This is a genomic window from Bdellovibrionales bacterium (genome assembly GCA_016714165.1).
Taxonomy (GTDB): domain Bacteria; phylum Bdellovibrionota; class Bdellovibrionia; order Bdellovibrionales; family UBA1609; genus JADJVA01.
In genome coordinates this window covers 1,736,636-1,750,135 of record JADJNU010000001.1, presented here as the reverse complement: position 1 = coordinate 1,750,135, position 13,500 = coordinate 1,736,636, and the positions used below count along the sequence as shown (strand labels likewise).

Below are 13,500 nucleotides of genomic sequence, written 5' to 3'. Positions count from 1 at the left end.
CTTGAAAGACTTATTGAATTTTTTTGATAAACCAAAAGATCCGCTCTCGTTTGATTCTGTTCGTATTTCTTTGGCCTCTCCTGAGATGATTCGGGAGTGGTCTCATGGAGAGGTGAAGAAGCCTGAGACGATAAACTATCGGACCTTTAAGCCGGAGCGGGATGGTCTTTTTTGTGCCAAAATTTTCGGGCCTATAAAGGATTATGAATGCCTCTGCGGCAAATACAAGAGAATGAAATATCGTGGGGTTATTTGTGAAAAGTGTGGAGTAGAGGTCACTCAGAGCAAGGTCCGTCGAGAGAGAATGGGCCACATCGAGTTGGCAACGCCAGTCGCGCACATTTGGTTTTTGCGTTCCCTTCCAAGCCGCATCGGAAATCTCTTAGATCTTTCGCTCAAAGAGGTGGAAAGAATCCTCTACTGTGAGGCCTATGTTGTTCTTGATCCGCAGGACACAAGTCTTGAGGAGTATCAGATTTTGTCTGAAGAGGCATATCAGAACGCATTGAACGAATTTGGTCCAAATTTCAAAGCTGGAATGGGCGGAGAAGCAGTTCGAGAAATGCTTCGTAAGGTCGATTCTGACTATTTGTCCCGGAAACTTCGTCTGGACATGAAGGAGACGAAGTCAGACGCTCAAATCAAAAAGCTGACAAAAAGACTGAAAGTTGTCGAGGCCTTCAAGGGATCTACAAATCATCCCGAATGGATGATGTTGGAGTCGCTTCCGGTGATTCCTCCAGACCTGCGCCCACTTGTGCCATTGGATGGAGGTCGATTTGCGACTTCTGACCTGAATGACCTCTATCGTCGGGTGATCAATCGAAATAATCGACTTAAGCGCCTTCAAGAGTTAAATGCGCCCGACATTATTATTCGCAACGAAAAGCGAATGCTTCAGGAATCAGTCGATGCGCTTTTGGATAATGGTCGACGAGGGAAGACTTTTACGGGACCGAATAAGCGTCCGCTCCGATCCTTGAGCGATATGCTCAAAGGAAAACAGGGGCGTTTTCGGCAAAATCTTCTAGGAAAGCGTGTCGACTACTCAGGTCGTTCCGTTATCGTCGTAGGTCCTACATTGAAACTTCACCAGTGTGGCCTGCCCAAGAAAATGGCTCTCGAATTGTTTAAACCATTTGTTTACAACAAACTTGAGGAGCGTGGCTTAGCGAGCACGATTAAGCAGGCAAAGAAGTTAGTTGAACAAGAAACAGTCGAGGTATGGGATATTCTTTCGGACTGTGTGAAGGAGCATCCTGTACTTTTGAATCGAGCACCCACGCTCCACCGGCTCGGAATACAGGCTTTCGAACCAGTTCTGCATGAAGGAAAGGCCATTCAACTTCATCCCTTGGTGTGTACGGCTTTTAATGCAGATTTCGATGGTGATCAGATGGCTGTGCACGTGCCGCTCTCAGTTGAGGCTCAGGTTGAGGCCCGAGTCTTAATGATGTCAACAAACAACGTTCTCAGCCCAGCTAACGGTAAGCCAATTATCAATCCATCACAGGATATTGTTTTGGGAATATATTGGATGACGCGAAGTAAGCCGGGAGCAAAGGGAACTGGTAAGATCTTCAGCAATGTTCAGGATGTGCTTTACGCATTTGATACTGGTATTGTTGATCTTCAGGCCGCAATCAAAAGTCGTATTTTGGGTAAGGTGGAAGAGACAACTGTTGGTCGCGCTATCTTGTCTGATATATTGCCAAAGGGTGTGCCGTTCTCACTTGTCAACCGTGTGATGAACAAGAAGGCTATTGCTGAATTGATTGATAAGTCTTTTAGGATGTCTGGTGCAAAATCGACCGTCATTCTGGCAGATAGAATTATGGAGATGGGTTTCAGATATTCGACGCTAGCTGGAATATCAATTTGCATTGATGATCTTGTGATCCCCAAAGGTAAAACGCCAATTCTCAAGGATGCGGAGCAAGCTGTGTCAGAGATTCGGCAGCAGTACGACGAAGGTTTGATCACTGATGGTGAGCGATACAATAAGGTCGTCGATATTTGGGCCCAAGCCGGCGACAAAGTAGCCAAGGAGATGATGGCCAATTTGGAAAAAGAGAAATTTGAAGTTGATGGCAAAGAAGTTGAGAGCGCGAGTTTCAATCCTATCTTTGTGATGGCGGACTCCGGAGCCCGAGGCTCTGCAGCGCAAATTCGTCAGTTGGCAGGTATGCGAGGATTGATGGCAAAACCTTCAGGCGAGATTATTGAGACGCCGATCACAGCCAACTTCCGCGAGGGATTGACTGTTCTTCAGTACTTCATTTCGACTCACGGAGCACGTAAAGGTTTGGCGGATACGGCCCTTAAAACTGCGAACTCAGGGTATCTGACTCGCCGTCTCGTTGACGTGGCTCAGGACGTGATTACAACGGAAATCGATTGTGGAACAACAGATGGAATGACAGTTCGGCCTCTTTTGGAGGGCGGCGAGGTGATCCAACCTTTGGGTGACAGGATTCTCGGTAGGGTTGCGCTAGAAGATATCGTTGACCCTTATACGGACGAAGTTATTGCCAATGCCAGCGAAGAGTTGACTGAGGATATCGTCAAAAAAATTGAGGATGCGGGATTAGAGAGCGTAAAGATTCGATCTGTGCTCACTTGTCGAACACAACGTGGAATTTGCGTGAAGTGTTACGGTCGTGATCTGGCTCGTGGCGCTACAGTTAATCTGGGTGAGGCAACAGGAATTATCGCAGCCCAATCCATTGGGGAGCCAGGAACTCAGCTGACGATGAGAACATTCCATTTGGGGGGTACTGCATCTCGTGCCGTAGAGCAATCGGTTCATACCGCTCGCTATGATGGAAGGCTCAAAATAGAGGGAGTTCAGGTTGTTGAGAATCGAAAGAAACTTCTCACAGTTATGAATCGCAATGGTGATGCGATTATTGTGGACGATTCAGGGCGTGAGCGTGAGAAGTTTAAGCTTGTCTATGGTTCAGTGATGAACTTCAAAGAAGGCGATGTGATCAAGAAGGGCGACGTTCTTGCTGAGTGGGATCCTTATTCAAATCCGATCATTGCAGATATTAGCGCAACGATTAAATTTCAGGATATCGAAGAGGGTGTCACTATGGCCGAACAAGTCGACCCAGTGACGGGCTTTGCCACAAAAGTGATCACGGATTCTAAGTCTGGTGACAACAAGCCGACTGTCTATCTGATGGGCCCTAAGGGCGAATCACTCAACTTGCCAGGCAGAAATATTCCAGCTCGTTATGTCATACCCGTAGGAGCTCAGCTCCTTGTGACGGATGGAGAGGACATTCATGCCGGCGATGTGGTCGCCAAAATCCATCGGGAGACAACAAAAACCCGTGATATCACGGGAGGTTTACCCCGTGTGGCTGAATTGTTTGAAGCTCGCAAACCCAAGGAAAGCGCGATTATTTCCGAAATTGACGGGTACGTCACGTTTGGAAAGGACGTCAAGGGAAAGCAACGTGTGATCGTGACTCCTGAGATCGGTGAACAAAAGGAATATTTAATTCCCAAAGGGAAGCACGTTGCTGTTCGCGAAGGCGAATTCCTCAAGGCTGGTGAGGCGTTAATGGATGGACCTACAAATCCTCACGATATCTTGAGAGTCTTAGGAGACAAAGAGCTTGCAGCTTATCTTGTGAATGAAATCCAGGAAGTTTATCGACTTCAGGGTGTCGGAATAAATGATAAACACATTGAGGTGATCGTTCGCCAGATGATGAGAAAGGTTGAAGTAACTGATCCGGGTGATTCTTGTTTCTTAGTGGGAGAGCAAGTTGAGAAGTATCAATTTGAAAAGGAAAATAGCCGTGTGATTGGTGTCGGTGGACAGCCGGCGATTGCTGATCCTCTCTTGCTTGGAATAACCAAGGTTTCGCTAAGCACAGAGTCGTGGATTTCTGCGGCATCGTTCCAGGAAACAACAAAGGTATTAACGGACGCGGCAGTTAACGGTAAGACAGATCTGCTACGTGGATTGAAAGAGAATATTATCATGGGCCGCCTTATCCCTGCGGGTACGGGCATATCATCTTACAAGCGATGGAAGGTTATCGTTGATGACAGGGCCAATGACTCAGTATCCTCCTCTCTTCCCGGTGGTATGCCTGGAATGTCGTCGATTCGTGCAATGAGTTTGAATTCATAGCAGCGGGAGAAGAGTCAATGTTGATGTTTCTCTCTGAATTTAGTGGTGTTTAGGTAATTTCGGTTGACGGATGAGGTCGAGTTTCGGTAGCTTTCGGGTTTTGTTACGGGAAAGCCTTTGTGTTATTGAATGAGACCTAAATAATTAGAATAACAGGGCTATTCCATTTGATGGTTTTTAGAGGTACAGATGCCAACGATTAATCAGTTGATTCGCGGTGAGCGAAGAGCTCAGAAGAACAAATCCAAGTCTCCAGCATTGACCAGCTGTCCTCAACGGCGGGGAGTATGCACTCGGGTTTTCACTACAACTCCAAAAAAGCCGAACTCGGCCCTCCGTAAGGTGGCTCGTGTCCGCCTTTCGAACGGATTCGAGGTGAACTCCTATATTCCTGGGGTTGGCCACAATTTGCAGGAGCACTCGGTGGTACTTATTCGGGGAGGCAGGGTTAAGGACCTTCCTGGGGTTCGTTACCACATCGTTCGCGGTGTTTTAGATACCCAAGGAGTAGCAAACAGAAAACAGAGCCGGTCTAAGTACGGCGCAAAACGGCCTAAAGCTTAAAATTAAAAATAAGGAAGACTCAAGATATGTCACGTCGCAAAAGCAGTTATAAGCGCGAAGTAGCTCCAGATCCAGTGTACAACGATATTCTCGTTTCAAAGTTTGTAAATAAATTGATGGACAGTGGGAATAAAAGTACGGCTCAGGGAATTTTATATTCTGCTTTAGAGGAGCTGCGAAATAAGATCTCTGGAGAGGAGCCCCTGACAGTCTTCAAGAAGGCGGTTGAAAATTGCAAACCTTCTCTGGAAGTTCGCTCTCGTCGTGTTGGTGGTGCCACTTATCAGGTGCCCGTTGACGTTCGCCCTTCTCGCCGAGCGACACTTTCTATGCGGTGGATAGTTGAGTATGCCCGTGAGCGCGGCGAAAAGACGATGGCTCTGCGTTTGGCTGCAGAATTTAATGAAGCATATAATAACCGCGGCAATGCCATCAAAAAGAAGGATGATGTGCATCGAATGGCGGAGGCCAATAAAGCATTCTCTCACTATAACTGGTAGGTTTCTGCTAGGAAGAGATACAAACAAAACATGCGAGAGAGAGAGCCACAAAAGGTCGAGGATCTTAGGTATACCCGAAATATCGGCATCATGGCTCATATTGATGCCGGGAAAACCACGACAACCGAGCGAATTCTGTTTTACACCGGAAAAAGTCATAAAATCGGAGAGGTCCATGATGGTGATGCCACCATGGATTGGATGGAACAAGAGCAAGAGCGTGGGATCACGATTACAGCCGCTGCCACGACTTGCTTCTGGGCAAGTCATCGAATCAATATCATCGATACTCCGGGGCACGTCGATTTTACGATCGAAGTAGAGAGATCTCTTCGCGTCTTGGATGGGGCCATTGCTGTGTTTGACGGGGTCAACGGTGTTGAACCACAGTCGGAAACTGTTTGGAGACAAGCAGATAAATATAGAGTCCCAAGGATTTGCTTTATCAATAAAATGGACAGAGTAGGCGCGGATTTTTCTATGAGCCTTGGCACCATTCGGCAAAGACTCGGTGGAAATCCCATCGCGATACAAATGCCAATAGGTTGCGAGGATAAGTTTCAGGGGATCGTTGATTTGTTTTCGATGAAGGCACTCATCTGGAGGGACGGAGGTTTGGGGGAGTCTTACCTTGTCGAAGAGATTCCAGCTGATCTGAGAAGTCAGGCCTCTGTCTTGCGAGATCAGATGGTTGAACAAATCGCAGAAATTGACGAATCATTGACTGAAAAATACTTGGAAGCACAAGAAATCACAGAAGCTGAGCTGAAGGACGCCTTGCGGAGGGGAACTATCGGCTTGAGGGCCGTGCCTGTCCTTTGTGGTTCTGCCTTCAGAAACAAGGGTGTCCAACCACTTTTGGATGCCGTTATAGCGTTTTTGCCAAGTCCTCTGGACGTGCCAGCTATAGAGGGTTTTGATCCTGACAATGAAAACAAGCTGATAGTCTGCAAGACAGGTTTCGATGAGCCTGTGGCCTCTTTGGCCTTTAAGGTTGCTTCAGATGCCTTTGCGGGTTCGATGACCTTCGTGCGCGTGTATTCTGGCGAAATAAAACAGGGAATGGCTTTGCTAAACCCAAGGGAAAATAAGAAGGAGCGCATCCAGCGAATAGTGAGGTTGCATGCAAATTCCCGAGAGGAAGTGAGCACTCTTAAAGCGGGCGACATTGGAGCAATTATTGGTCTCAAACTGACTATCACAGGTGACACCTTGTGCGATTTTCGACATCCAGTTGTTTTGGAGTCGATCCAGTTTCCGGAGCCGGTGATCGCTGTTGCGATCGAAGCTCGGACGACGTCCGATCAGGAGAAGATGATGGATGCCTTGGCTCGCCTGCAGCGAGAGGATCCCTCTTGCCGAGTTAAGACAGACTTGGAAACCGGCCAAATACTGCTTTCAGGGATGGGCGAGCTCCATCTTGAGATTTTAGTTGATCGACTTTTGAGAGAACACAAAATTCAGGCCAATGTGGGTAAACCTCAAGTGGCGTTTCGGGAGACCATCTTGTCGCGTGGCTCGGGAGAGGGTGTTTTTGACCGCGAAATCGGAGGGCAGCACCAATTCGGCAAGGTGCACCTAAAAATCGAACCTCAGGACGGCGGCCAAGGATTTGCTTTCTCTCATTCAATGGCCAAGGATTTTCCAAAAAATCTGCTTCAAGCCGTTGAAAAAGGAACTCGCGACGCCGCAGAAGTTGGTGTTATTGCTGGCTATCAGCTCGTTGACGTTCGCGTTGTTTTCGACGCCGCTGAACTCAGAGACAAGGAATCCACGGAGATGGCCTTTCGAGTAGCTGCGGCAAACGCCTTTAGGGAGGCACTAAGAGTAGTCAAATCTCAAATCCTGGAACCAATTTTTCGATTGGAAATCATCACGCCAGACGATTTTGTAGGAAATGTTATTGGTGATCTCAATTCGCGTCGTGGCAAAGTTCACAGCATTGTACCAAGAGCGGGGTGCCAAATCATTCGGGCCGAAGCTCCACTGATGTCACTCTTTGGCTATGCGACGGACCTGAGGTCCTTAAGCCAGGGTAGAGCTAGCTTCAGCATGGAATTCGAGCAATATTCTCCTGTTCCTCCAAAGGTGGAGAAGGAAATTCTTCAGGGATTAGGCAAATAATAACTGTCCCCATTCTGTAAGAGAGCACCCTTGCCAGAACACATTGAACATTTCTCTTTATTTTCTTTGACAAGGACTCCGAGCAGAATGCATACTCGCCGACTTGCAGCCCCGTATTTCTTGGGTCTTACTGTTCTAAGTCGCTGAAATCAATTAGGTTCGAAGCGATACTGGAAAAAGGATGACTTCTGGGTACGTGGTTTTTTTGTCTTTTCAAACATTAGTTTGTTGAGTCTTCAGCCAAGCGAGAGAGTTATGCAGAGTCAAAAAATTCGTATTCGATTGAGAGCCTTCGATCACAAGCTGTTAGATCAATCCACTCGAGAGATTGTCGACACGGCACGCAGAACGGGTGCACGCGTTGCCGGCCCGATTCCTCTGCCAACGGGGATAAATCGTTACACCGTTTTGCGCTCGCCTCACGTTGACAAAAAATCTCGCGAGCAATTTGAAATTCGAACACACAAACGTCTGCTTGATATTCTTGAACCTACGCAGCAGACAATTGATCAATTGATGAAATTAGATTTGTCTGCCGGTGTTGATGTAGAGATCAAGCTCTCAGCTGAGTAAACGTAAAACGGAGTTAAATGATGAGCGACGAAGGCGAAAAAACAAATGAACAGGAAAAAGGAAAAACCGTGAAACTCGGTGGCCTTTATGCCTTTAAACTTGGGATGTCGACATTGTTTCATGAGGGACAAGCGGTGCCAGTTACAGTTCTTGAGTATCGTCCCTGGGTAGTGTCCCAGTTAAAGACGAAAGAAAAAGATGGCTACGAGGCTATCCAAATAGCCTGTACTCCTAAGCGTGTTTCTAGACGCACTAAGGCGCAAGCCGGACATTTAAGCAAAAGCGGATTTGAGAATGGCGCTCAGTATGTTCGAGAGGTGCGTCAGGCTCTCCCTGAGGGGGTCGAAGTTGGTCAAAAGGTTGATATTTCTAGTTTGGTGACTGGAGATATTATAAAGGTGACAGGTCTTTCTAAGGGGCGTGGTTTTGCCGGTGTTGTCAAGCGCTGGCATTTCGCCGGTGGCCCAGCTTCGCACGGATCGACGACTCACCGTAGACCGGGATCGATAGGAAATAACAAAGAGCCAGCTCGTGTTATGCCCGGAAAACGAATGGCCGGGCATTTTGGTAACGAAACGGCAACAACGATGAATATGAAGGTTGTTGAAGTAATTCCTGAGAAGGGTGTCCTTATGGTTAAGGGTGCTGTGCCGGGGGCTCGCAATTCAATTGTTAAGTTGGTGAAAGTTTAAATATGGCAACAGTAGAAGTAGTGAACTGGAATAGGAAAAAGGTCGGAACTGTGGAGCTTGCTCCATCTGTGTTTGAAGCGCCGATTCGGAAGGATATCTTGCACGAGGTCGTGAAGTGGCAGTTGGCAAGTCGCCGTCAAGGGACTCATAAGGCCAAGACTCGTAGCGAGGTGAGTGGCGGTGGTAAGAAGCCTTTTAAGCAAAAGGGTACCGGGAATGCCCGGCAGGGTTCGAGCCGCTCTCCTTTGATGCCAGGTGGGGGGATCCTTTTTGGTCCAACTCCACGTGACTACTCTTATACTTTGCCAAAGAAAGTGAAGCAGATTGGACTTCGTTCGGCACTTTCGTTTTTGCTGAAAGAGGGCCGTTTGACTGTAGTTGAGGATATGACTTCAGCCGCAGGAAAAACAAATGAACTGGCAAAGCGGCTCAAAGAGTTTGGGGTCGAAAAGCTCGTGTTAATCTCTGGGCATAAGGACGAAGCTTTCTCTCGAGCTGCACGTAATCTTCCGAAGGCTCTCTATTATGGGCCAGAGGGGCTTAATGTATTTGACCTTCTCAAGCATGATTACGCCATTATTACTCAGGATGCGGTATCTAAAATCGCTGCTCGCTGTGGCTTGGAGAGCTAACTATGTATCATTTGATTAAGAGACCAATTGTAACGGAGAAAAATAGCCGTTTGAATGAGACTGGTGTTTACGTTTTTGAGGTGGATAAAGTCTCCACAAAAGCTCAGATTCGCCAAGCGGTGGAGAAGGCCTTTAGAGTGAAAGTTGATTCCGTTAGAACGGCGGTATGCAGGGGTCGAGCCCGGCGCACTAAGCTTGGACAGGGACGGGTTCAGTATTGGAAAAAGGCCTTGGTCAAGCTTTCTCCAGGCCAGAAAATCACATTGTTTGAGGGAGCATAGAGATGGGAATGAAAATTTTTAGGCCTCGTAGTCCTGGGCGTAGAAATAGTTCTGGTTTCGATTTTAATGAAATAACGAAATCATATCCAGAAAAGTCACTTCTCGAGCCTTTAAATCGAAAGGCTGCAAGGAATAACACGGGAATGATTACGATGCGTCACAAGGGTGGCGGCCATAAACGGCGATATCGTGTTATTGATTTTAAGCGTGCAAAGGAGAATATCCCGGCAACGGTGGCGGCGATCGAATATGATCCGAACCGCACTTGTCGAATAGCACTAATCGTTTATCAGGATGGTACAAAGTCCTATATTTTGGCGCCAGTGGGACTGACTGTTGGAAGTCTTGTTGTTTCCTCCTCGGATGCAGATATCAAGCCGGGTAATGCCTTGCCTCTCAGCAAAATACCCGTTGGAACAATTATTCATAATGTCGAAATGAGACCTGGTAAGGGTGGGCAGATGGCACGCGGTGCCGGTGCTGAAGCGACATTGGTTGCTAAGTTGGGGAAATATTGTCAGATTAGATTGCCTTCTGGTGAGGTACGTAAGGTCCTGGCTGAGTGCAAGGCAACGGTTGGCCAGGTCGGAAACACGGACAATGAAAATTTGAAAATTGGAAAGGCCGGCAGAAACCGCTGGCTAGGAAAGCGGCCGGGAGTTCGAGGAATGGCCATGAATCCTGTGGATCATCCTCTCGGCGGAGGTGAAGGTGTGGGTAAGGGTCATCATCCTGTTACACCTTGGGGCCAGCCATGCAAAGGGTATAGGACTCGAAATAATAAGAGGACTAGCGCGATGATTGTTAAACGTCGGTATCAGAAGTAATTGAGGAGCAGATTGTGGCAAGGTCAGTTAAAAAAGGTCCGTTTATTGATTACCACCTGATTAAGAAGATTGAAAAGGCGGTAGGTAGTGGTGATAAGAGAGTCATAAAAACGTGGTCGCGGCGTTCGACAATTCTTCCTGAGGCCGTGGGTCTTACTTTTGCTGTACATAATGGGAAGAAATTTGTTCCAGTTTATGTGAACGAAAATATGATCGGACATAAGCTAGGGGAGTTTTCCGCAACTAGAACATTCCACGGACATTCTGAGAAAAAAGCTCAGGCTCCGGTGAAAAAGTAAGTAGAGGATTATCATGGAAGTGAAGGCAAGTTTGCGATTTGCTCGAGTAGGGGCTCAGAAGGCTCGACTTGTAGCGGATGAGATTCGCGGGAAAGATTTGAATGAAGCTGTTCGGATTCTTGTGTTTATGAAAAAGAAGACGGCTGGTCTGATGAAGAAATTAATTGAGTCAGCTGTAGCTAATGCTGAGAATAAAGAGGTTATTGATGTCGATAATCTCTATGTGAAGACAGTTTATGTTGATGAAGGGCCTTCGATGAAGAGGTTTCGTCCTCGGGCTCAAGGGCGTGCCTTTCAGGTAAAGAAGAAGTTAAGTCATATAAACCTGATTTTGGGTGAGAAGTAATTAAGGAAGGCGGATTCGGTGGGACAGAAGGTTAATCCGATCGGTTTAAGGGTTGGTGTTATCAGAACTTGGGACTCGCGTTGGTTTGCGAAGGGGCCTCAGTACACAGTTAATCTCCATGAGGATTTTAAGCTGCGTAAATACATCAAAGATAAGTTGAAACACGCAGGCGTGTCGAAGATTGAAATGGAGCGGGCAGCTAATAAAATTAAGATAATTATCATGACTGCGCGACCTGGTGTGGTGATTGGAAAAAGGGAACCGGAATTGATTCGCTGAAGGCAGACATTCAGCGACTTACGCCAAATGAAGTTTTTTTGAATATTCAGGAAGTTCGTAAGCCGGATCTTGATGCTCAGTTGGTAGCAGAAAATATTGCTTTGCAGTTGGAAAAGCGCATATCGTGGCGCCGTGCTCTAAAGAAGGCACTTGCAGCTTCGGTTCGGAGTGGTGTTCGAGGAATTAAGATCATGGTGGCGGGCCGATTGGACGGGGCTGAGATCGCTCGTACGGAATGGTACAACGAGAAGAGCGTTCCGTTGCATACACTTCGCGCCGACATTGACTATGGGACGGCAGAAGCTCTGACGGGTTACGGCTTGATCGGCGTTAAAGTATGGATCTATCGAGGAGATGTTCTGTCGGCCCGAGAGATTGAGGAGGCTGGTCGTGTTAAGTCCTAAGAGAGTTAAATGGAGAAAGCAGTTTCGGGGGCGCTATAAGGGATTTGCAACTCGTGGGAATGATATCGCTTTTGGAGACTTTGGCTTGATGGCAACGGAGTCGGGGCGGTTGAGTGCTCGACAGCTCGAAGCGAGTCGCATAGCAATCAGTCGTTCCGTTAAGCGGGGCGGAAACATGTGGCTGAGGGTTTATCCTGATAGGCCCGTAACGAAGAAGGCGGCTGAGACTCGGATGGGATCTGGAAAGGGCAATCCGGAGTATTGGGTCGCGGTGATAAAGCCAGGGCGTTTGTTGTTTGAGATTAACGGTGTGACGCGTGAGCAGGCAGCTGAGGCATTTAGATTGGCCGCACATAAGTTGCCTTTTAAAACACGCTTTTTAGCTCGGGAGTAGTTTTGTGAAATTTGCTGACATACGTGATTTGACAGTGGAAGAGTTGCGAAAGCGGTTGGGGCAGATGCGTGATGAGCATTTTAGTCTTAAGATGAAGCATTCCTTGGGCCAGGTTGCTAGTCCGGTGTCTATACGCATTCTGCGCCGAGATATCGCTCGAGTTCGGACGGCATTAAATATCAAGTTGGCTCAGTGAGGTGATGACGATGAGTGGAGTTGAAACACAGGTGGATACGCGACGCCGAAAAAGTGAAGTTATCGGTAAGGTCGTCAGCGATAAAATGCACAAGACAATTTCAGTGGAGACGAGCCGGACAGTTCGACACGAGAAGTACGGGAAGTTTATTCGGAGAACCTCTGTATTTAAGGCTCATGACGAGAAGAATGAAGCTAAGTTGGGCGATATTGTTCGGATCGTTGAGTCGCGCCCGATCAGCAGAACGAAGCGTTGGAAGTTGGTCGATATTGTCGAACGAAATCGAAACCAATTGGCGGTGACTGTATGATACAAATGCAGTCAAGGCTCAGAGTTGCGGATAATTCTGGCGCGCGTGAAGTGCAGTGCATAAAGGTGCTGGGCGGATCGAAGCGGCGTTACGCATCGGTGGGCGATATCGTGGTTGTGTCGGTTAAAGAGGCTCTTCCAAACTCCAAAGTGAAGAAGGGTGATGTTGCTAAGGCGGTCATAGTGCGGACAATACACAAGATTCGTCGGGCTGATGGCAGTTATATCCGGTTTGATGAGAATTCAGCTGTGTTGATTAATGCCCAGAAGGAGCCGGTTGGGACACGTATATTTGGTCCTGTTGCCCGGGAGCTTCGTGCTAAGCAGTTTTTGAAGATAGTATCACTGGCCCCAGAAGTACTTTGATTAACGAAGAGGAGTGTGGCTGTGAAGTCGCTAGAAGAAACTTATAAGGTAGATATCAGTCCCGCGCTTCAGAAGCAGTTGGGAAAGAAGAATGTCATGCAAGTACCGCGGTTGAGCAAAATTGTATTGAACGTTACCACGGGCGATGCAGTTAAGAATCCAAAGATTCTCGATGCTCTAGTTGAGGACATGACAAACATTGCTGGTCAGAGAGCTGTGATTACGAAGTCAAAGAAGTCGATAGCGAACTTTAAACTGCGCGAGAATATTCCTCTCGGTGTGCGGGTGACTTTGCGTCGAGAGAGAATGTGGGCATTTTTGGAGCGTTTGGTACATGTTTCGATTCCCAAGGTAAGAGATTTTCGGGGACTTTCTCCTCGTGGTTTCGATGGTCGAGGGAACTATAACATGGGATTGAAAGAGCAGATCGTATTTCCCGAGATAGATTACGATAAGGTGGATAAGATTCGAGGAATGAATATCACTATTTGTACTTCTGCAAATAATGATACTGAGGGAAGAGCCTTATTGGAAAGCTTGGGGATGCCTTTTAGGAAGAGATAA

The 13,500-nt window shown here is 47.4% G+C and carries 16 protein-coding genes and 1 pseudogene; all 17 read left to right on the top strand.

Annotated elements, in window-relative coordinates; genetic code table 11:
* Position 1 precedes the first annotated feature (1 nt).
* Positions 2 to 4,150: a DNA-directed RNA polymerase subunit beta' gene (gene rpoC / locus IPJ71_07820; GenBank protein ID MBK7843591.1), complete on the top strand. Its 4,149-nt coding sequence runs from the start codon at positions 2 to 4 to the stop codon at positions 4,148 to 4,150.
* A gap of 189 nt (positions 4,151 to 4,339) precedes the next feature.
* The gene (locus IPJ71_07815) at positions 4,340 to 4,714 is read left to right on the top strand and encodes a 30S ribosomal protein S12 (GenBank protein ID MBK7843590.1); all 375 of its coding nucleotides are present in this window, start codon (positions 4,340 to 4,342) and stop codon (positions 4,712 to 4,714) included.
* Between the two features lie 26 nt (positions 4,715 to 4,740).
* Positions 4,741 to 5,214, top strand: a complete 474-nt coding sequence (rpsG, locus tag IPJ71_07810; GenBank protein ID MBK7843589.1) for a 30S ribosomal protein S7 — start codon at positions 4,741 to 4,743, stop codon at positions 5,212 to 5,214.
* 30 nt (positions 5,215 to 5,244) lie between these two features.
* Positions 5,245 to 7,338 (top strand): elongation factor G, encoded by a 2,094-nt coding sequence (gene fusA / locus IPJ71_07805; GenBank protein ID MBK7843588.1) that lies wholly within the window; start codon positions 5,245 to 5,247, stop codon positions 7,336 to 7,338.
* A 255-nt stretch (positions 7,339 to 7,593) separates the two neighbouring features.
* Complete coding sequence (gene rpsJ, locus IPJ71_07800) at positions 7,594 to 7,911, top strand: 30S ribosomal protein S10 (protein MBK7843587.1); 318 nt, start codon at positions 7,594 to 7,596, stop codon at positions 7,909 to 7,911.
* Between the two features lie 20 nt (positions 7,912 to 7,931).
* Complete coding sequence (rplC, locus tag IPJ71_07795) at positions 7,932 to 8,603, top strand: 50S ribosomal protein L3 (protein MBK7843586.1); 672 nt, start codon at positions 7,932 to 7,934, stop codon at positions 8,601 to 8,603.
* Between the two features lie 2 nt (positions 8,604 to 8,605).
* Entirely contained in the window at positions 8,606 to 9,235 is a 630-nt protein-coding gene (gene rplD / locus IPJ71_07790; GenBank protein ID MBK7843585.1) for a 50S ribosomal protein L4, read from the top strand.
* A 2-nt stretch (positions 9,236 to 9,237) separates the two neighbouring features.
* Positions 9,238 to 9,516: a 50S ribosomal protein L23 gene (gene rplW / locus IPJ71_07785; protein ID MBK7843584.1), complete on the top strand. Its 279-nt coding sequence runs from the start codon at positions 9,238 to 9,240 to the stop codon at positions 9,514 to 9,516.
* Between the two features lie 2 nt (positions 9,517 to 9,518).
* Positions 9,519 to 10,343, top strand: a complete 825-nt coding sequence (gene rplB, locus IPJ71_07780; protein ID MBK7843583.1) for a 50S ribosomal protein L2 — start codon at positions 9,519 to 9,521, stop codon at positions 10,341 to 10,343.
* A gap of 14 nt (positions 10,344 to 10,357) precedes the next feature.
* Positions 10,358 to 10,642, top strand: coding sequence for a 30S ribosomal protein S19 (gene rpsS / locus IPJ71_07775; GenBank protein MBK7843582.1), 285 nt, complete (start codon positions 10,358 to 10,360; stop codon positions 10,640 to 10,642).
* A 13-nt stretch (positions 10,643 to 10,655) separates the two neighbouring features.
* Complete coding sequence (gene rplV, locus IPJ71_07770; GenBank protein ID MBK7843581.1) at positions 10,656 to 10,988, top strand: 50S ribosomal protein L22; 333 nt, start codon at positions 10,656 to 10,658, stop codon at positions 10,986 to 10,988.
* Positions 10,989 to 11,006: 18 nt separating this feature from the next.
* Positions 11,007 to 11,671, top strand: a pseudogene (gene rpsC, locus IPJ71_07765) (30S ribosomal protein S3).
* Positions 11,658 to 12,065: a 50S ribosomal protein L16 gene (gene rplP, locus IPJ71_07760; protein MBK7843580.1), complete on the top strand. Its 408-nt coding sequence runs from the start codon at positions 11,658 to 11,660 to the stop codon at positions 12,063 to 12,065. Before rpsC ends, rplP begins: the two are co-directional and overlap by 14 nt.
* A gap of 4 nt (positions 12,066 to 12,069) precedes the next feature.
* Entirely contained in the window at positions 12,070 to 12,261 is a 192-nt protein-coding gene (rpmC, locus tag IPJ71_07755; protein MBK7843579.1) for a 50S ribosomal protein L29, read from the top strand.
* A 10-nt stretch (positions 12,262 to 12,271) separates the two neighbouring features.
* The gene (gene rpsQ, locus IPJ71_07750) at positions 12,272 to 12,571 is read left to right on the top strand and encodes a 30S ribosomal protein S17 (protein MBK7843578.1); all 300 of its coding nucleotides are present in this window, start codon (positions 12,272 to 12,274) and stop codon (positions 12,569 to 12,571) included.
* Positions 12,568 to 12,936: a 50S ribosomal protein L14 gene (gene rplN, locus IPJ71_07745; protein ID MBK7843577.1), complete on the top strand. Its 369-nt coding sequence runs from the start codon at positions 12,568 to 12,570 to the stop codon at positions 12,934 to 12,936. Before rpsQ ends, rplN begins: the two co-directional genes overlap by 4 nt.
* Positions 12,937 to 12,957: 21 nt before the next feature.
* Positions 12,958 to 13,500: a 50S ribosomal protein L5 gene (gene rplE, locus IPJ71_07740; protein ID MBK7843576.1), complete on the top strand. Its 543-nt coding sequence runs from the start codon at positions 12,958 to 12,960 to the stop codon at positions 13,498 to 13,500.